The following is an 18,688-nucleotide window of genomic DNA, read 5'->3' on the forward strand; positions in this document are numbered from 1 at the left end:
GTCGTACGGCTGCGCCGCCTCGGGGCGGAACACGATCGGCTTGGACTCCGCCTTGCTTCGGCGTTTGGAACCGGGCTTGCCGAGGTTCCCGGCCCAGACGTTCGCCTTCAACGTGGTGTAAGCGTCGCGCGTCTTCTTGATGACGTGTTGGGCGGCCTGCGCTCCCAGTCCGCGCGCCTTCAACTCGACGTAGGTGTGCTTGCGCAGCTCGTACTCACGTGGAACACCGCGCTCGAACGCCACCGCCGACACCCAGTTCGCCGACTCGTTGACCGCGCGCAGGGTCGCCCGGAGCGCGTCGGCCTGGTTGGCCTGCGGCATCAACTTCACCTGCACCACGACCTTCACACGCCCGACCCTAGCATTGATCTATGTCACCACGCTGGGAGCCAAACCCCAATATTCGCAGGGGTCGAACGGTCGTTTACACGCTGCACGCGCATTTGGTCTTCACGCCCAAGTACCGGCGCGGACCGTTCACCGACGAGATCCTTCGACGCTGCGAGGAGATCATGCGTGCTGTCTGTGCCGACTTCGAAACCGAGCTGGTCGAGTTCAACGGCGAGAAGGACCACGTCCATCTGCTCGTGCACTACCCGCCGAAGGTTGCCCTGTCCCGATTGGTCGGCTCACTCAAGGGCGTCTCCGCCCGCAGGCTCCGCCAGGAGTTCCCGGCCCACATCCGCAAGTACCTGTGGGGCGAACACTTCTGGTCCCCCAGCTACTTCGCCTCCTCCTGCGGCGGCGCGCCACTGAGCATCATCAAGGAGTACATCGAGAACCAGAAGCGACCCGACTGACCATCCAGCTTTCCGAAGCGATGCTGCGGCGCTCCGCGCCGCAGCACGAAGGATGCGATTCCTCCCGGCCGTAAACGGCCGGGGTTCCTCGCAAGATCACGCTGAAGCAGAAGCCGGGCACGAACTTCGTCCCGTAGCGAGGCACTCGGACCGGGCCGCTGCCCCGTTCCGCACTGTTCTGCGGGGGCCGGGCCACGGAAACGTGGCCCGGCCACCCGACCGGCAAAGCGGTCCGGCGACCCGTTACGAAAGGGCCGCCGCTGGCTTCAGGGCCGGGCTCCTCGTCGCCGCGTCTGCATCCGGTCCGGCCGCTGATCCGGGAAGGCCCTGGTCCGGTGGGTCTGCCGTACCCGACCGGAGCGGGCACAGGATGTCGGGTGCGGCAGGCTTGGTCCTTCCTAACGTTGGTGATCGAAAGGGAAGGAGGCCGGGGTTGCTGGATCGGCTGAACCAGGCCATGGAGCACATCGAGGGTCACCTCGACCAGCACATCGAGGTGTCCGAGCTGGCTCGGATCACGGTCACGTCGGAGTACCACTTCCGGCGGCTGTTCTCGTCGCTGGCGGGGATGCCGCTGTCGGAGTACATCCGACGCCGGCGGCTCACCGTCGCGGCGGCCGAAGTGCTGGCCGGAGAACCGACCTTGCTGGAGATCGCGATCCGTTACGGCTACACCTCGGGGGAGGCCTTCGCCCGGGCGTTCCGCGCCGTGCACGGCGTCGGTCCCGGCGAGGCCAGGCGTACCGGCGCGGCTCTGAACTCGCAGCCCCGGCTGTCCTTCCGCCTCACCGTCGAAGGGAACAGCACCATGCGGTACCGCATCGTGGAGAAGGAAGCATTCCGGGTCGTCGGCAAGAAGGCCCGCGTCCCGCTGATCTACCAGGGCATCAACCCGCACATCGCCGAGCACATCAAGAGCGTCCCGCCGGAGACGATGCTGCGGATCGTCCGCCTCTCGGACCAGCTCCCGGAGGGCGTGGTGTCGGCGACCGTGCGCCTGTCGGACGGCTTCGAGGAGGGCAGCGAACTCGACTACTACCACGCCGTGGTGACCGGTGCCGCCGAGTTGCCCGAGGACCTCGACGTGCTGGACTGCCCGGCGGGCACCTGGGCCGTGTTCGAGAACACCGGGCCGTTCCCGCAGGCGCTGCAGCAGATGTGGGGTGACGTGGCCGCCCAGTGGATCCCGTCCAACCCGTACGAGTACCGTCCGGGGCCGGAGATCCTGCGCACCCGCCCGTCGCAGGACGATCCGACGCAGTCCGACGCGCAGCTGTGGATCCCGGTGACCCGCACCACCGTCTGAGCCGGACACCAGGTGACGTTCCGGGGACGAGGCGCCCGGCCCCGGAACGTACGCCTCCCCGCCCCGGACACCCAACGGCACCGCCATGGCGGGCACTCCGTGGTCGCCCAGGCGGTCGCCGACCCCGCCGGCCCCCGGGCCCGACGCCTCACCGACGCCGCCGGGACCCTCGGCCGCGCCGCGAAGGGAGCATCCGACACGCCCCAGGCCGTCCGCCGGCTGCGCCGCCGCAGCCCGGCCCCGACCGCCCCGGCCGAGATCCCCCGGCCACCTGCCCTGACCGGAAACCGACGGCCGAGCGTTTCGGCCCGCCGTGCCGGGTCAGTCCTTCTCGCCCACCAGCAGCCGCGCCGCGCTCTCCGCGGCGGCTTCCACGCTGCCTTTCAGCAGGACCTCGCCCAGCAGGGTGATGTGGTGCGTCACCGTGCCGCCCTGTCGCTGTTTGGTGGTGAGGCCGGCGTCGGCCAGGATGCTGGCGTGCTGGCTGGCGGTGGCGGGGGCGATGCCGAGGGCGGTGGCCAGGTCGCTGGTGCTGAGGGGGCCGCCCGCGGCCAGGGTGGTGAGCGCGGCGGCCCGGGTCCGGCCCAGCAGTGTCGTCAGCGCCGGCGGCGGGCCGGCCTGGTCGTCCATGAGCAGTGGCCGGCCGGCCGGTGTCGGGTAGATGAGTACGGGCTGCTCTTCCGGGTGCTCGAAGCCGGCGATCACCAGGGATTTCGCGAAGACGGCCGGCTGAAGCAGCAGGCCGCGGCCCGCCAGGGGGAGCTCGGTCAGGCAGGGCGACATCGGCAGGCTCAGGACGGGCCGCTGCCATCGGGCGGCCGGGTGCAGCGTGGCCAGCACCTCGTCCAGGCCTCGGGTGGCCAGCTGCCTCGTCCGGTACCGGTGCTCCGCCGCCACCAGCGAGTCGATCTGCCCCCAGTAGGGCGTGATCGCCGCCGACTGGTACTCCGCCGTCAGGTCGCCGAGCAGCACACGTGACCTGCGGTCCCCGGACGCCAGGTCCCTGGCGAACGGCGTCAGCCGGCGGAGGCGGCCCAGTCCGCGCAGGTAGTCGCCTCCGGCCCGGTCCAGCCCGTCCGCCGTGGCCTCGGCCGTGTCCCGGCCGTCCGGCCGCACGGTGAGGAACTCCGGAAGGTCACTCGCCGCAAACAGGTCGAACAGCATCGCCGAGCGCGGCTTCCAGCGCCGCCCGAGCTGCTCACGCCACTGCCCGAGCCTGCTCTCCGGCCGGCGGGTCGCCAGCAGGTGAAGGCTCAACGACAGTTCGAAGGACATGTCGGCGGCCGGTGCGATCCGGGTGAGCGCCAGGTCCCGGTCGGTGAAGTGGATCCTCAGCACCTCCTGATCCTCGGCCCACCCACCGGTCGACGGCAAGGGATTCGTCCAGAACCGAATCCCTTCCCCCAGACCGTGTGCTGACGCATCGTCATCAGTGGCGAAGCCGAGACGGCCACACGGCGGACACAGGGGATCCGCCGTGTGGCCGACACCTGTGCGAACCCGCAAGGGCGGGAGCAGCGGACCGGCCGGCGGCCGGGGCCGGTGGCGCGCAGCGCGGTGCCGCACCCCGGGCAGAACGACGCCTGCTGCTCGGCTTCGGGAGCGAACAGCACCCGGCCGCCGGTGGCGAGCTGCGGGTGTCTGCGCCGCACGGCCGCCGCCTACTCGGGTCAGGGGTTCCTCAGGGTCGAGATCAGGGGCAGCCCGGAGGCGTGGATGCCGCGAACGGCCCTAGCGTCGGTGCGGCGGGCGACCGATGCCCCCGACCGATGCCCCTGTGGAAAAGGCCAACGAGTGTTCCGGAACAAGGCTCTACCGGCACGGGCTTCGAGCCCGGCCTTCGTCGGTGCGGAGAGGGCGGGCGACATCGTTCGCCTGACCGCCGTGCACAAGACGTACGGCCGTGGCGACAATCGGGTGCAGGCGCTCGACGGGGTGGAGGCCGACTTCGTGGCGGGTACCTTCACCGCCGTCATGGGCCCCTCGGGTTCGGGCAAGTCGACGCTGCTGCAGTGCGCGGCGGGCCTCGACCGGGTCGACGCGGGCCAGGTCCTGCTCGACGGCGCGCCGCTGCACAAGCTCTCCGAGCGCGCCCTGACCGAGCTGCGCCGCGAGCACATGGGCTTCATCTTCCAGTCCTTCAACCTGATCCCGGCGCTGACGGCCCGACAGAACGTCGAGCTGCCGCTGCGGTTGGCCGGGCGGGAGATCGACCCGGCGGCGATCGACCGGGGGCTGGCCGAGGTCGGCCTCGCCGAGCGTGGCGGGCACCGGCCCGCCGAGCTGTCGGGCGGTCAGCAGCAGCGGGTCGCCATCGCGCGTGCGCTGGTGACCAGGCCCAAGGTGATCTTCGCGGACGAGCCGACCGGCGCGCTGGACTCGCGTACCGCGCGGGAGGTTCTGGCGCTGCTGCGCGGCGTCGTCGAGGAGCACGGGCAGACGGTGATCATGGTGACGCACGACCCGGTGGCTGCTTCGTACTCGCAGCGGGTGGTCTTCCTCGCCGATGGCAAGGTGACCGGCGAGCTGTTCGAGCCGACGGCCGGGACCGTGGCCCTGCGGATGGCCGCGCTGGAGCCCGGCGGGAGCGAGGCGAACCCGTGCTGAAGATCGCCGCAGCCACCCTGCGTCACCGTTTGACGGGCTTCGTGGGCGCCTTCCTCGCCCTCGCGCTCGGCACGACGATGGTCGGCATGATGACGCTGACCCTGGCGGCCACCTTCGGCACGCCGCACCCGGGGCCGCAGCGATTCAAGGAAGCCCAGGCCGTGGTCGCGCCGCAGGGCTTCGAGGGGCGTCCGATGAAGGCCCCGGCGGTGTTGCCGGCCGAGGTCGTGACGAAGGTGACCGCGGCGGGGAAGGCCACCCCCGACCGCAGCTTCCCGGTACGGCTGAACCCCGGTTCCGGGGCGACCGGCCATCCGTGGTCCTCGGCCGCCTTCGCGGGTTACCACCTGGTGGCCGGGCGCGCGCCGCAGGCCCCGGACGAGATCGTCGTCGGCGGCGGCGACCGGTCGCTGATCGGACGTCAGGCCGAGGCCGCAACCTCCGAGGGCACCGGCCGCTACCGGGTGGTGGGGATCACCGACGCGCTCTGGTTCGAGAGCGCGGTCTTCTTCAGCGACGCCGAGGCGCAGCGCCTGTCGCCCGGTGTCAACGCCCTGGTCACCGACCGGAACGCGGAGCAGCTGTCCGCCCTCGTGGGCGGTCGGGCCGTGGTCCTCAGCGGCGACGACCTGACCCGGATCGACGCCGACTCCACCGGCGGCGCCCAGGCGCTGGCCAACGCCCAGGCGATGGCGGGCAGCACGACCGGACTCGCGGTGCTTGTCGCGGTGTTCGTCGTGATCGCGACCTTCGCCTTCGCTACCGAGCAGCGCCGCCGTGAACTGGCGCTGATGCGGCTGGTGGGTGCCGCGCCCGGGCAGGTGCGGCGCATGGTGCTCGGCGAGGCGCTGCTGATCGGCCTGGCGGCGGCGGTCGCCGGCTGCGTCCTCGCCCCGCTGTGCGCCGTGCCGCTGCGCTCCTGGATGCTCGCCCGCGACGTGGCCCCGTCCTGGTTCACCGTTCCCTTCAACCCCCTGCCGCTGCTGATCTCCTTCGTCATCGGCGTGGCCGCGGCGCTGGCCGGCTCGGCCGCCATCCTGGTCCGGGTCTCGCTGGTCCGGCCGATCGAGGTGCTGCGCGAGAGCGTGGTGGAGCGCCGCGGGATGACGCCGGTCCGGTGGCTGCTGGGGATCGGGATGCTGATCGGCGCGGTCGTCGCGGGGATCGTCATCTCCCGGACCGAGCCCCACCTCGCGGCCAGCGCCCGCAGGTACGAGGTGGTCCCGGTCCCGTACGTCGGCGCGGTCACCCTGCTGGCGCCGGTCCTGCTGCGGCCGGTCACCCGGCTGCTGATCGGCCCGCTGCGCGGCTCGGCCAAGGCCGGCCCGCTGCTGGTGCGCGAGAACGTCCTCACCTCCCGGCGGCGTACGGCCGCCACGGTGACGCCGATCGTGGTGGCCGTCGGGCTGGTCGGCACCCTGCTGACGATGCAGAAGTCCGGTGACGCCGCGGTGCTCGCCCGGCAGCAGCAGGAGATCCACGCGGCGGACGTGGTGGTGCCCGGCGGTTCCGGGATCGACGCCGGGACGCTGGAGCGGCTGGCGGCCGTGTCCGGGGTCCGGGTCGTCCCGGTCACCTCGATGAACATCCGGATCGGCACCGCGAAGGGCGACCAGATCGACTCGCTGAGCACGAACGCGGTGCCCGCGGCGGCGCTGGGCGCCACCGTCACACCGCCCGTGCTCTTTGGCTCGCTCACCTCGCTGCCCGAGAACTTCCTGGTCATCGACGAGCACGCGGCCGAATCCAACGGCCTGTCGGTCGGGGACCAGGTGGTCACGCTGCTGCCGACCGGCGCGCGGGTTTCGACCGTCATCGCGGCGGTCGTCGCACGCGGCCTGAACGGCGACGACACCTACCTGTCCGCGTCGCTGACCGGCGCGGTGACGCCGAGTCGGGTCTACCTCGACTCCCAGGCGGGCACGGGCCTGCCGCTCGACGGGCAGCAGAGGGCTGCGGTGAACCAGGCGCTGGCCGGCTCCGGCGCACACGTCGTGACCTACGACGCCTACCTGGAGGCCCAGCGCGCGCACGCCGCGGGGCAGACGGACAACGCCGCGGTCGTCATCCTGGGGATCGCGCTGGCCTACGCGCTGATCGCGGTCGCCAACACCCTGATCATGGCGATGGCCGGGCGGCGGCGGGAGTTCGCCCTGCTCGGGCTGGCCGGCACGGTGCGCGGCCAGATCGTGAAGGTGGCCGCGGCCGAGTCGGCCATCGCGGTAGTCGTCGGCACCGTCCTCGCCGCCGTGGCGACCGGCCTCGCCGCGGTGACCCAGCACGCCTCGCTGAGCAAGCTCGTGACCGGCGCGCCGACGGTGATCCCGTGGGCCCAGATCGGGGGGACCATCGCGCTCTGCGCCCTCGTCACCGTGGTCACCGCGTCGGGAGCGACCTGGTGGGCAACCCGCCGCCGGGCGATCGAAGCCGCAGGCATCCGCGAATAGGACACGGCCGGCCGGCATCACGTGCGAGCCGCTGGTTCGTTCCCAGATCTCGTCAGCCGCCGGTCCTTTTCAGGTGGCCCGGAGGTGTCCTCGCGGGTCGACCGGTGTGAGGACGCCGAGCCGGTCCTCGATCGCCTGGGCCGCGGCCAGGCACAGGTCTTCCCGGAACGCGCGCCCGACGATCTGCACCCCGGACGGCAGCCCGTCGGCCGTCCCGGTCGGCACGGCCACGGCGGGCACGCCCACGAAGCTGGTCACGGTGCACAGGCGCATTCCCGACCCGACGCGGTCCCGCCCCGCCCTGTCGCGCGACTCCAGCCCGGGTTCGACGGGCGGTTCGGTGAACGACGGGCCGAGCAGCAGCGGGTACTCGTGCAGGAACTCGGCCCAGGAGCGGCGGATGTTCAGCCGGCTGCCCATGAGCTTCATGAATTCGTCCGCACTCGCGGGCGGGGTCCGCTCCATCGTCATCTCGATGTAGCGCTCCCCGCCCTCGCCGAGGAGTCCCCGCACCACGGGCCAGGTCGGGGCGAACTCGGTCACGGTGATCCGGCCGTAGGCGTCGAGCGCTTCGTCCAGCCGGGGCACGTCCGGCACTTCGCGGACGTCGTACCCGGCGTCCCGCAGCGCCTCGGCCGCGGTCGCGACGGCCGCGCGCACCGTGGGGTGGACGCCGTGCCCGCCGGGGTCCGCCACGACCGCGACCTTCACCGGCCCGGGGAGCGGCTCGCCGTACACGGGTACCGGTACGGCCCGCGGGTCGCGCGGATCGGTGCCGGCCAACGCCTCGTACGCCAGCCGCAGATCGCCGACGCTCCGGGCGAACGGGCCGTCGGTGACCAGTAGTTGGGACGCCGGGCCGGGGTCGTCCGGGCCGAGGATCCGGTGGTCGGCGGGGAAGCGGCCGGTGGTCGGCTTCAAGCCGGCCACGCCGCAGAACTGGGCCGGGACGCGCACCGATCCGCCGGAGTCGTTGCCGAGTCCGAGCGCGGCCATGCCCGTGGCGACGGCCACCGCGTCGCCCCCGCTCGTTCCGCCCGGAGTCCGGCCGCGGTCCCAGGGATTGACCGTGTCCCCGAACAGCTCGCTGCGGGTGTGCATCCCGGCCAGGATCAGGGTGGGCATGTTGCTGTGCCCGATCGGGATCGCCCCGGCGGCGCGCAGCCGGGCCACCGGGGGTGCGTCGGCCGGCGCCACCAGATCGCGGAAGCGCGGGGTCCCGAACGTGGTCGGCACGCCCTCGATGGCCGTGGACTCCTTCACCGTGAACGGCACCCCCGCGAGCGGACCCAGCTCCTCGCCCGCCACCCGCCGCCGGTCCGTCCACTCGGCGGCCTTTCGGGCGCGCTCCGCCAGGAGCTGGGTGACCGCGTTCACCTCCGGGTTGACCTCGGCGATGCGCTCCAGATGGCTCTCCACCAGCTCGACGGCGGAGACCTCCCCGTCGCGCACCGCCTCCGCCTGTGCGGCAGCCGGCAGCCTCCACAGGGCATCCCTCATGACTTCCGTCCTCCCCACCCACGTTCCGATGCGCTTGCATCGGAACTGTAGCCTGGGAACCGATACGAGCGCATCGAATTAACGCATCGACCGACGGAGGCCGGCGGGCATGCCCAGACAGGTTGATCACGAGGACCGGCGCCGCCGGATCGCCGAGGCCGTCTGCCTCCTCGCCGACGAGCACGGACTGGAGGGCGTGACCCTGCGCGACGTCGCCGCCCGCGCGCAGGTGTCGATGGGCGCCGTGCAGCGCTGCTTCCGCAGCAAGGAGGAGATGCTCCTGTTCACCCTCGGGAACATCGGCGAACGGATCACCGAACGCGTCCGGGCCCGCCTCGTCCAAAGCCCGGCCCAGTCGGCCGCCACCGCCCTGGGCCACGCGGCCACCGAAGTCGCGCTGCTCCGGGAAGAACATCGCGCCGAGGCACGGGTCTGGCTCGCCTTCGTCGCGCAGGCCGTGGTCAGCGAGCCGCTCGCCGATACGCTGAAGGCCAACTACGCAGCCCTGCAGGAGGCGTTCACCCGGCTCATCCGGGAAGCCGGCGAGAGCGCCGGAGGCGACGTGCCCGTCGACCCGCAGCGCGAGGCCCGCACCCTCCTCGCCCTCGCCGACGGCCTCACCACCCACGTCCTCATCGGCCGCCTCACCCCGCAAGAGGCACAGGACGTCCTGCACGCGCACCTGGGCGGCCTCTGGGAACCGCGTGTCCTGCCCGATCACACCGCCCCGAACGCCCCGGGCCGCCGAAGCGCGATCCGACGCACCGTCCACCGTGCTGACGGCGCGTGAGGACTGTGTCCACTCCCCACCGGCCTTTCGCGGAACCGGCCCGCCCCGGTGCGGCGTCTGTCCGTGGACCCGCAAGATCCACTTCGCTGAAGGACGCGCCCATGACCAGCACGGCCGCCCGCTACCTGTATCTCACCCGCCACGGCGAGGCATCGCCGGACGAAAGCGAACTGACGGATGCAGGCCGCCGCCAGGCCGCCCTGCTCGGGGAGCGGCTCCGCGGGGTCCCGCTGACGGCGATCCACCACGGACCTCTCGCCCGTGCGGAACAGACCGCCCAGCTGGTCGGTGAGCAGCTCGACGGCGTCCCTCGCCGCCGCTCCGAAGCAGCCGGCGACTACATTCCCTACCTGCCGACACGCGAGGAGCTGCCGCCGGAGGCAGCCGACGCCTGGCTCAAGTTCCTGGACCAGTTCACTGCCGAGGAACGAGAGCGGGGACCCGGGCTGGCGGCGGCGGCGCTCGCGGACTTCACCGGACCCGTCGTCGGCGACGAGCCGCGCCACGAGCTCGTCATCACCCACAACTTCCTCGTCGGCTGGCTCGTCCGGGCCGCCCTCGACGCGCCGAAGTGGCGGTGGCTGGGCATCAACCACGCCAACGCAGCCCTGACCGTCATCCGCTACGCACCCGGCCGCCCCCCGGCGGTCCTCCTCTTCAACGACACCGGTCACCTTCCCGCCGAGCTCCGCTGGACCGGGTTCCCGCAGGAGCTCCACGTCTGAGGCCCACAGGTGAGACGGATGTCGGCGCCGGGGGCGGGCGGTGTCCACCAGGCCCTTGACGACCCTGGCGAGTCTCGATGAGGGTGCCGTTTCCCCCTCCGCCCCCTACTGGGCAACTCGTGCCCGCTGGAGTGAGCCGGTGGGCATGGAGGGGTGGGGGCGCGGGCCGGGGCGGGCTTGTCCGCCGTCGTACCGGCCGGCTACCCCGGAGGGGCAGGCAGCAGCCGGCCACCACGACCGCCGGGTCCGCTGGTGCTGCCCGCGCCGACCGGGTGGGAGCTGGTGGCCGCGCTGGTGTCCGCTTCTCTGCGAAGTACCCACCGCAACTCGGCGAACCCCGGCCATGCAGCTGCACTGGTCATCTTGAGCGCAGGGGCCTCACTCGCCCGCCTGCACCACGTCCGCATCGAGGACGTCGCCCCCGACGCCTCCACCGCGGCCCTGCCGCCGGCCGGCCTGCGAGGAACAACGTCGTGGCAGTGCGGGGGTGGGCCCGTTGGAATAGGTGGACTCTGCAACCGGTTGGTTCTTTCGTAAGCGAACCATCCGGAGGCTGCCGTGCCTACCAAGTCCGCCATCACCATCCACATCTACAAGATCAACCCAGAGAACGGCGAACGCTGCGAGATCCGTACGGTCCGCCACCCCGGCGGACCCACCGAGGCGTTCACCGCCCGCTGGCCGGCCTGCACCTGCCCCCGCTGCGGCCAGACGTGACGAAGCCGCCCCGCCCGGCCGAAACCGACACGGCTGGCGGACGCGGCCCGCTCGCTACACGTCTTGGGACGCACCACCGTGCTGGTGGTGCGTCCCAAGACGTGTAGCGAGCGGTGTCAGGAGCGATCGTCGAGATCGTCCTGGACGCCGCCGAAGGACTGCCTGGCCTGCTCGGCACGCTGCCCGAGGCGCTCCCGCGCACTCTGGCCTCGCTGACTCGCCTCGCCCTGCTTGTCCTGCTCGCCCTGCGTTCCCTGCCCGGCCTGCTGCGCCTCTGCCTGCGTCTCGTCCTTGATCCCCGAAAGGATCACTCCGCTCGGTTGAAGGGCGCTGGTCCTCGATCGAGGTGGCCCGGGCGAGCACACGGCGCATGCGGACTTGGCCGACAGGGTCGAAGTGTCCCGCGGGACACCTCCTGCAGGAACCGACCGGCGCCGACGACCGGCGCCGACGGCCGGGGCGGGCGCGAAGGTCAGTCGTCTACATCAGAATCTTCCTCGGAGTCGGCGAAGGAGTCCTCGTCTTCGTCCTCCTCCATGGGGGCGACAGAGACAGCGGTGGAGCGGTGCGCGGAGTGGGAGTGGACTGCGTGAGCGGCGCTGACGCCGGTGGGCACCAGGACAAGGGCGGCGGCGGCGAGGAACACGGCCCTCAGGGAAGTGCGCATGCAACGTCTCCTTGCAGAACGGCGGAAGGTCGGAAACGGCGCGCACCTGCGCGCCGCAACAAGAAGCCTTTCGAACTTCCGGTTCCCCCCGAAGCAGACACCCCGTCGGGCAGCCGAACGCGCGGGTGTTTTCACCTGTCGGAGGAGCAGCTACCCCGGAAGCACCATGGCCGGGCCGACGATCCGGACTCGGTACCGGCTCGAACGGCGACGCCGGAGCAGATCGACCGAGACGGCCACCACCGACCAGAACGGTTGGGGACTGAGCGGCCGAGTTGGCCCGTGAGCCCGGCTTCCGGAGCACATGCAGGTCCGCGCCATCGCCACGCGGTTCGACGAACTCGCCGTCCGCTACCGCGCCGGCCTCGTCCTGGCATCCCTGGTCCGCTGGCTCCGCGAACCCGCCAGATGATCATTTGTCGGACAGGATCCAGCGTCCGGCGTTCCCCGGCCGCCCCGGGCACGCCGCCATCGAGGTGCCGGGCATGGCGACCACCCTTCTTCCCCCGCCGGTTCCGATGCTGCTGGTGGGCAGTGGAAGCGGGGGGCGACAGCACCGATTCGTGCCGGTGGCGGTCAGAGCCCGTCCCTGGCCGCACGCCAGGAGGGTCAGCGCATCAGGGGTCGGGCGAGGATCGGGGTGACGCACAGGCTGGTCTCGGCGGCCGTGCCGAGGTACGGGAGCTTGGTGCGGCGCAGTGTGGAGTGGTAGGCGTCGCGTTCACGGGCGTCGGCGAAGTCCCGTTGGTGGCGTGGAGCCGGCTGGGGGTGTGTCACGGTGAGACCGTGCCGGGTGAGGCAGCGCTCCACCGCCGTGGTCGACGAGCCGTAGATCGGCCAGCCCAGGACGGTGGGCGCCAGGTCCTGCAGCGCCAGGATCCGGTGGAAGGTCGTGGCGCCCAGGTAGCTGAACGCGCCGGTCGCCAGCACCAGATCGGCTCCCGCGAGCGCTCGGGCCTCGTGTTCGGCGGGGTCGGCGTGTTCGAGGTCGGTGGTCACGGCGGCATCGATGAGCCCGGTCGCGAGAGCGTAGGCGATCGCCGGATGTGACACGTCGACGCCGACCACGGTGAGGTCGGGGTCGATGGTGCGGGCCTTGACGAACGCGGCGTCCTGGACGATCTCCTCGCCGGGTTTCCGCGCCGCGTCGCCTGGGGCGAGACAGCGGTGCGCGAGATCGGCGAACGTCAGGCCGCACTTGAGCAGGGCGCTGTTGATTCCGTAGCTGCAGGCCAGGTCGATGACCTTCAGCTGCCGGCGGCCCGTGCGCTGCCGTATCCCGGCGACGACGGCGGGCAGCAGGTTCGCGCAGAAGTCAGGGGTGCGGTACCGCAACGGCGCCAGACTGCGGAAGTACTCGTCAGGGAGCGGCTGCTGATACGCCGACTCGAACGACTGCTTGCCGAAGCCTTCCACACATCCTCCAGCCTGTTGCCCCCCGCGCACGGGTCCTGGGCGGACCCGCTCGAAGGACACGGAAGCGGAAAAGACACCGAGTTTGTCATGACCACTTTCGCATGACCGTCCGTCGGCCTCCAGCTCTCTCGACCGCGCGCCCCCGCCACAACCGCAACCGCTCCACTCGCCGGGTGGCGCTGGGCCCGGGCGGTGGCGGCCGTCGCCCCGCTGCTCCCGACGCTGTACCTGCTGTTCCCGCCGCAACCTTCGCCCACCGAAATTCCTACGTGCTTCAACGGGGAACGAGCCGGGGAACCGAGAGCAGGGGCAGGGGAAAACGCGGTTCCGGCCGCGATTCCGTGAATGATCTTCGGCTCCCTGGCGGAACGGCGGCTGCGTCTACCGTTCGTCGAAGACAGCCAAGGCAGCCAAGGCAGACACGGAGGCAGCGATGAGGGTCGTGTTCGTGCATGGGGCGTGTGTGCGGGACGGGTCGTGGTGGTGGCACCGCACCGCCGAGCTGTTGCAGGAGCGAGGGGTGCTGAGCGTGGCGCCGGCGTTGCCGAGCTGCGGCGAGGCGGGCCTGCCCGCAGGTGTCGGCGGTCCGGGGCTTTTCGAGGACGTCGCGGCGGTGCGGCAGGAACTGCTGGACAGCGACGAACCCACCGTTGTCGTCGCCCACAGCTACGGCGGCATCATCACCGCGGAGGCCGCCGCGGGCGTCGGGGCGGTGCGCCACCTGGTGATGGTCTCCAGCTACCTGCCCGAGGTCGGGCAGAGCCTGTCGGAGTTCGGGGACGGCAGCCCCGCCCCGTTCCTCGACGTCGACCCCGACACCGGCACCTTCGAGGTCCGCCCCGAGCTACTCGTGGACACATTCCTGCAGGACTGCGACCCCGAGGTCCAGGCGCAGGCGGCGGGCCACCTCGCCCGGCAGAGCGTGCAGGTGACCGGGCAGCCGGTCGGGGCGGCCGCATGGCAGCAGGTGCCCTCCACGTACCTCGTCTGCGCTCAGGACCGGGGCACCCCGCCGCGGCTGCAGCACGAGTTCGCGCGCCGGGCCGGCAACGTCGTCGAACTCGATGCCGGCCACCACCCGTTCCTGTCCCAGCCCGCCGCGGTCCGGGACCTGCTGCTGAGCCTGTGACCGCGGTGACAAGATCACTCACGGACTCGCGGCCGGAACCGAAATCGCGGATCCTCATCACCGCCGGTCGTGCTGTTCCCGCTGCGCGTCCCGGCCTGCTGCGCTTGGCCGCCGCCCGCCGCCCGCCGCCCGCCGCCCGCCGCCCGCCGCCCGCCGCCCGACTGCTGCACGCCCCACAGCGTGTCGGAAGAATGCGGTTGAGACAGAATGATCAGCCCGGCACACTCGCCCGGTGAGCCGCAGCGAACGAGTAGGCCGATGGGACGGACCCTGGTATCGAGTCCGCACGGAGCACTTCGGGGCAGCGTTCCTGCCGAATGCGGGCGAGGACTCGGAGTCGGTGGAGAACATCCGGTCGACGAGGGGCGGCCGCCGGGGACTTGCGGTGGCGGCCTGTTCACAGCAGGAGGTGCTCGACACCCCGGACGGCGACCAGCTGCTCGCCGTCGAGCGGGCGGCCGCCGAGCCCGCGGCCGGTTGACCCCCGCGCCACCGGAGGCGGCCGAGCGGCCCGTCAGGACCGGGTGTCCCGGGCGGGTGTCGCCGTGCGGTTTCCGGGCGGCCCGGGGCCGGGGTGTGCGATGCCTGGGCCTGGGGTCCCGGGCCGGGCGGGCCGCCCGTCAGCTCGTCTCCAGCCCCAACCCCGTTGCGCGGAAGAAGCCTTGTGCGCGTCCCTGGCGGCCGAGGCCGACCCGGCGGGCGGTCACCTCACCGTGGTCGCCGGTGAGGCCGCGGGCGGCCAGCTCGGTGACGACGAGGGCGGCGACGTCGGTGGCGGTCTGCGCGGTCGGGTTGCGGAATTCGGCCTTCCAGCGTTTGCCGGACGGCTGCCACCCGTCGCCGGCCATGGCCGCCGCGACCTCCGCCTGGTCGCCGGCCCGGGGGCCGACCCGGAGCAGGAAGCCCTTCGCGGTGTCGTACGTGAACGAGATCCCACCGCTGATCCGGCGGGACGCGATGCCGAAGGTGACCTTCTCTCCCGGCCGCTGGACGGGCAGCTGCTCGATCCACGCGGCGAGCAGCAGCTCCAGCGACTCCCGAAGGTGCGTCAGACTGCCGGCCAGCCGGCCGCCGGGCAGGTAGGTGGCGAGGTCGCCGGGCCCGTACAGGTGCAGCTGCCAACTGTACGGCAGCAGGGGGAAGTCACTGCTCCCGTCACTGCTCGGGCCACCCCACCTGAAGTAGCCGAGTTCCTCCTCCTCGACCGCGTCAGCCGAGGCGGTCTCGACCCACACCTCCCGCTGGTCGGCCCGCAGCCGCAGCAGCAGGGCGTCCTCGCCGCTGCCGCGCCACCGGACGTCAGGCCCGTTCGGGCCGCCCCCGTACAGGGTCGGGTCGCCGAGCGCGCTGCACACCGCCCGGTAGACGTCCGCGAAGACGTTCCGCCGGTGTTCGAGCGTGGGAGGCTCGGCGAACCGGTGCAGCGTCAGCCGCCGCTCCCGCTCGCCGCCGTCCCACAGCGGTGGGACGAGCTCGCTGATCCGCCCGAGGACGTCCTCACCGACGTGCTGAGCGCTGCCGACCGCCAGGTGCAACGCGACCCACGCCCACCGGTCGTTGCTCTGCAGCAGCATGACCCGCTCTCCCGACCGCCACCGGAGCCCGAAGCCCTCCGCCCCCGCCGGCACCGGAGTCGGCGCGCCGACGGCGCCCAGCGCCTCGGCGAGCTGACGCAGCGCGGCCCGTCGCTGGTGCGGCGTTGCCGTCGGGGCGAAGTCCAGCAGTCGCATCAACCGGATCCGCCGGTAGTGCGGTTGCCTGGGCGCGGTGGCGTCGAAGTACAGCTCTGTCCCGCCGGTCGGGAACAGCCCGACGACGAGCAGGTCATCGAACTCCCGGCGGATCTTCCAACCGGGGTGCTCGGCCACCAGCCGTTCGACCTCGGACCGGTCCGTGGCCCACGGGAGGTCGTGCAGGGTGCGCACCAGCTCGACGGCGATGGCCAGGTCACTCATCCACGTCACGGCGGGGGGAGTCTCACTCATGAAGTGGATCATCGCAGCCACCACCGACAACACCCCGGGCAGATCCTGCGGACGGTGAAACTCCGCGCGTTCAACCCGCGGGCGACCGAGTGGCAGCGGATGCACGCGGTGGCGGCGGTGTTCCACCTCGAGCACACGGTCACCTCGACCCCACCGGCAAGGCGAAGCACACGGAGTTGATCTCCTGGCTCGCCCGCCGGCGCCACCTCCACGGCCAGGGCCTGCTCGACCCGGACCGGGTCCCGGAGTTGGACGCGCTCGGCATGATCTGGTCGAAGAACGCCAACGCCCGGGCGCGCGGGGCCGCCTACGCGCGGGCGTTCCACCAGCAGCACGGCCACCTGGCGATCCCCACTGCGGTGAAGCCGGACGACTACGCGGTGGGTGCGTGGATGCGCCGCCGGCGCAAGGCCGACAACCTGACCAAGGACCAGGTGGCGAAGCCGGACGCGCTGGACGAGCTGTCGCGGCCGGAGCCGGCGGCGGGACGCTGCACCACGTCGGGATCCGGGGGCCGGGCCTTGATACGGCACCAGCGCCGATCAGTCGACCGCCGGGTCGAAGTCGGTGGCCCGAGCGGTCTTCTCCCAGGTGGTGACTTCGGTGCGGACAGCGTCCAGATGGACGAGGATGGCGTCCACCGCGTCGGGGCCGAGGGGAAGTCGGAGCGGGGTGTCGGGGGCGTCGAGGGCGGCCCGGATGGCGGCGGCCGCCTTGGCGGGGTCGCCAGGCGCGGCGCCGTCACCAGCATCGACTATGGCGCGCTTGGGGCCCACCGTACCGACGTAATCGGGGAGTTCGGTGCCGCTCACGGTGCCGTTGCCGAACAGCGAGGTGCGGAACTGGCCGGGTTCGACGATCAGAACCTTGATGCCGAGCGGCTCGACCTCCTGGGCCAGCGCCTCGGACAGCCCCTCCAGCGCGAACTTGGTGCTGCAGTACGCCGAGAACCCGCTGAAGGCCAGCCGTCCGCCCTGGCTGCTGATCTGCACGATCGCTCCCGAGCGGCGCGCCCGCATATGCGGCAGGACGGCTCGCGTCAACGCGGCCGGGCCGAAGACATTGACGTCGAAGACCGAGCGCAGCTCGGCGTCGGTGGTCTCCTCCACCGCCCCGACATGCCCGCGTCCGGCGTTGTTGACCAGGACATCGATCCGTCCGTGCCGGGCGACCACATCGGCGACCACCCGCTCGATCGCCTGGTGGTCCGTCACGTCCAGGGCCACCGGCTCGACCTGGTCGGGGTGCGCGGCCGCCAGGTCGTCCAGGGCGTGCGGACGGCGGGCCGCGGCGATCACCACATCGCCGGCCGCGACCGCGTCCTCGGTGATCGCCCGGCCGAGGCCGCTGTTGGCGCCGGTGACCAGCCATACCTTGCTCATCGTCAAGCTCCTTGTTCGTTCTCCGTCGACGGAGTCCAGCCCGTGCTCGCGTTGACCAGCCTCCGGCCGGCGGGCGTTGCGCGTCCAATACCTGTGGTGATAACCAATCGGCATGATCACTGATGTGCACGGGCGGGAGCTGCGCTACTTCGTCGCGGTGGCCGAGGAGCTGCACTTCACCCGGGCGGCGGAGCGGCTGCACGTCTCGCAGCCGGCGCTGAGCAAGCAGATCCGGGCGCTGGAGCGGCAGTTGGGGGACGACCTGTTCGTCCGGAACAAGCGCGGGGTGGAGCTGAGCCCGGCCGGGGAGGCACTGCTGCCCTACGCCCGGCGGGTGCTGGAGGTGTGGACGGAGGCCTCGGGCGCGCTGGCCCGGCTGGCGGCCGCACAGCGGGTCCGGCTTGTGGTGGGGTGGAGCACCAGCCCGGGACGGGACGGGCTGCTGCCGGCCATCCGCTCCCGGTTCACCGAGCGCTTCCCGCAGGCGGAGCTGCGGATCCGGCAGGTGGGCTGGCACGATTCGACGGCCGGCCTGGCGGACGGCAGCAGCGATGTGGCCTTCGTCTGGCTGCCGCTGGCCGAGCCGGAACGATACGCCTGCACGGTGCTCGCGGAGGAGCCGCGGCTGGTGGCCCTGCCGGACACGCACCCGCTCGCCGCGCGGCCGGTGCTGGACTTCGCGGAGCTGCTCGACGAGCCGTTCCTCGCCCTGCCGAAGAGCACCGGGCCGCTGCGCGACTTCTGGCTGGCCGTCGACGAGCGCGGCGGGGTGCCGCCCCGGATCGGCGCGGTGGTGGCCGGCACCGAGGAGACCTATGAGGGGCTGGTCGCCGGGCTCGGGGTGGCGCTGGTGGCGGCGGGCAACGCCCCGCTGCTCAGCCTGGGTGGGGTGGTCACCCGCCCGGTGCGCGGGCTTTCGCCGAGCCGCCTTGCGCTGGTCCACCGGGCGGACGACGTACGACCGCTGGTGCACGGGTACGTTCAGGCGGCCCGACGGGTGGCGGCGGCGCGGGTCACGGGGTGAGGGCCGCGGTCGGCGTGTTCGGGCACGCGGGTGCCCCTGCGACACCCTGGCCGGCCCCGAGACCGTGCCGATGGGGACCTCCTGCCGGCGACTCCGGAACGCCGCAGCCGCCGTCCCGGACGGCAACCCCGCTGCGCCGTTCATCGCGGCCCTCACGGAGCTGGTCCAGGCCCAGACCGGCACCACCTGCTGC

16 protein-coding genes and 2 pseudogenes are annotated in these 18,688 nt (G+C 72.3%); 10 read left to right on the forward strand and 8 right to left on the reverse strand.

Features of this window, described 5'->3' with window-relative positions; all coding sequences use genetic code 11:
• Positions 1 to 348: pseudogene (locus tag ACFC1R_RS28200) on the reverse strand (RNA-guided endonuclease TnpB family protein); the annotation flags it as partial.
• A gap of 23 nt (positions 349 to 371) precedes the next feature.
• On the opposite strand from ACFC1R_RS28200, the gene tnpA reads away from it, so the two are divergent.
• Together tnpA and ACFC1R_RS28210 are read left to right on the forward strand one after the other, a co-directional pair.
• Positions 372 to 800 carry an IS200/IS605 family transposase gene (gene tnpA, locus ACFC1R_RS28205; RefSeq protein WP_375943268.1) on the forward strand — a complete coding sequence of 143 codons (429 nt, stop codon included), beginning with the start codon at positions 372 to 374 and terminating at the stop codon, positions 798 to 800.
• A gap of 433 nt (positions 801 to 1,233) precedes the next feature.
• The gene (locus tag ACFC1R_RS28210) at positions 1,234 to 2,106 is read left to right on the forward strand and encodes a GyrI-like domain-containing protein (RefSeq protein ID WP_375943270.1); all 873 of its coding nucleotides are present in this window, start codon (positions 1,234 to 1,236) and stop codon (positions 2,104 to 2,106) included.
• Between the two features lie 321 nt (positions 2,107 to 2,427).
• Here the strand turns inward: ACFC1R_RS28210 and ACFC1R_RS28215 are convergent, their stop codons facing one another.
• Entirely contained in the window at positions 2,428 to 3,444 is a 1,017-nt protein-coding gene (locus tag ACFC1R_RS28215) for a winged helix-turn-helix domain-containing protein (protein ID WP_375943272.1), read from the reverse strand.
• 546 nt (positions 3,445 to 3,990) lie between these two features.
• Between ACFC1R_RS28215 and ACFC1R_RS28220 the strand changes: the two genes are divergently transcribed.
• Positions 3,991 to 4,713, forward strand: coding sequence for an ABC transporter ATP-binding protein (locus ACFC1R_RS28220; RefSeq protein WP_375943274.1), 723 nt, complete (start codon positions 3,991 to 3,993; stop codon positions 4,711 to 4,713).
• Positions 4,707 to 7,160, forward strand: a complete 2,454-nt coding sequence (locus ACFC1R_RS28225) for an FtsX-like permease family protein (RefSeq protein ID WP_375943276.1) — start codon at positions 4,707 to 4,709, stop codon at positions 7,158 to 7,160. Before ACFC1R_RS28220 ends, ACFC1R_RS28225 begins: the two co-directional genes overlap by 7 nt.
• Positions 7,161 to 7,229: 69 nt before the next feature.
• Here ACFC1R_RS28225 and ACFC1R_RS28230 read toward each other — a convergent pair whose 3' ends face one another.
• On the reverse strand, positions 7,230 to 8,660 hold the full coding sequence (locus ACFC1R_RS28230; protein ID WP_375943278.1) for an amidase: 1,431 nt from the start codon (positions 8,658 to 8,660) through the stop codon (positions 7,230 to 7,232).
• Positions 8,661 to 8,769: 109 nt separating this feature from the next.
• On the opposite strand from ACFC1R_RS28230, the gene ACFC1R_RS28235 reads away from it, so the two are divergent.
• The 3 genes from ACFC1R_RS28235 (at position 8,770) to ACFC1R_RS28245 (ending at position 10,892) form a co-directional block, all read left to right on the forward strand.
• Positions 8,770 to 9,450, forward strand: a complete 681-nt coding sequence (locus ACFC1R_RS28235) for a TetR/AcrR family transcriptional regulator (protein ID WP_375943280.1) — start codon at positions 8,770 to 8,772, stop codon at positions 9,448 to 9,450.
• Positions 9,451 to 9,551: 101 nt separating this feature from the next.
• Positions 9,552 to 10,175, forward strand: coding sequence for a histidine phosphatase family protein (locus tag ACFC1R_RS28240; RefSeq protein ID WP_375943282.1), 624 nt, complete (start codon positions 9,552 to 9,554; stop codon positions 10,173 to 10,175).
• A 558-nt stretch (positions 10,176 to 10,733) separates the two neighbouring features.
• Positions 10,734 to 10,892 (forward strand): hypothetical protein, encoded by a 159-nt coding sequence (locus tag ACFC1R_RS28245; protein WP_375943284.1) that lies wholly within the window; start codon positions 10,734 to 10,736, stop codon positions 10,890 to 10,892.
• Between the two features lie 116 nt (positions 10,893 to 11,008).
• On the opposite strand, the gene ACFC1R_RS28250 is transcribed toward ACFC1R_RS28245, so the two are convergent.
• The 3 genes from ACFC1R_RS28250 to ACFC1R_RS28260 form a co-directional block, all read right to left on the reverse strand.
• Entirely contained in the window at positions 11,009 to 11,203 is a 195-nt protein-coding gene (locus tag ACFC1R_RS28250; protein ID WP_375943286.1) for a hypothetical protein, read from the reverse strand.
• Positions 11,204 to 11,364: 161 nt separating this feature from the next.
• The gene (locus ACFC1R_RS28255; RefSeq protein WP_375943288.1) at positions 11,365 to 11,559 is read right to left on the reverse strand and encodes a hypothetical protein; all 195 of its coding nucleotides are present in this window, start codon (positions 11,557 to 11,559) and stop codon (positions 11,365 to 11,367) included.
• Between the two features lie 609 nt (positions 11,560 to 12,168).
• Positions 12,169 to 12,975 (reverse strand): hypothetical protein, encoded by an 807-nt coding sequence (locus ACFC1R_RS28260; protein ID WP_375943290.1) that lies wholly within the window; start codon positions 12,973 to 12,975, stop codon positions 12,169 to 12,171.
• A gap of 433 nt (positions 12,976 to 13,408) precedes the next feature.
• Here ACFC1R_RS28260 and ACFC1R_RS28265 point away from each other — a divergent pair, with 433 nt between their 5' ends.
• Positions 13,409 to 14,104 (forward strand): alpha/beta hydrolase, encoded by a 696-nt coding sequence (locus ACFC1R_RS28265; RefSeq protein ID WP_375943292.1) that lies wholly within the window; start codon positions 13,409 to 13,411, stop codon positions 14,102 to 14,104.
• 620 nt (positions 14,105 to 14,724) lie between these two features.
• Here ACFC1R_RS28265 and ACFC1R_RS28270 read toward each other — a convergent pair.
• Entirely contained in the window at positions 14,725 to 16,089 is a 1,365-nt protein-coding gene (locus tag ACFC1R_RS28270; RefSeq protein WP_375943294.1) for a hypothetical protein, read from the reverse strand.
• Between the two features lie 263 nt (positions 16,090 to 16,352).
• On the opposite strand from ACFC1R_RS28270, the pseudogene ACFC1R_RS28275 reads away from it, so the two are divergent.
• Positions 16,353 to 16,532, forward strand: a pseudogene (locus tag ACFC1R_RS28275) (helicase associated domain-containing protein); the annotation flags it as partial.
• 99 nt (positions 16,533 to 16,631) lie between these two features.
• Here the strand turns inward: ACFC1R_RS28275 and ACFC1R_RS28280 are convergent.
• On the reverse strand, positions 16,632 to 17,471 hold the full coding sequence (locus ACFC1R_RS28280; RefSeq protein WP_375943295.1) for an oxidoreductase: 840 nt from the start codon (positions 17,469 to 17,471) through the stop codon (positions 16,632 to 16,634).
• A 112-nt stretch (positions 17,472 to 17,583) separates the two neighbouring features.
• On the opposite strand from ACFC1R_RS28280, the gene ACFC1R_RS28285 reads away from it, so the two are divergent.
• Entirely contained in the window at positions 17,584 to 18,495 is a 912-nt protein-coding gene (locus ACFC1R_RS28285; protein WP_375943296.1) for a LysR family transcriptional regulator, read from the forward strand.
• Positions 18,496 to 18,688 lie beyond the last annotated feature (193 nt).

It is taken from the genome of Kitasatospora sp. NPDC056138 (assembly GCF_042264695.1).
GTDB lineage: Bacteria > Actinomycetota > Actinomycetes > Streptomycetales > Streptomycetaceae > Kitasatospora.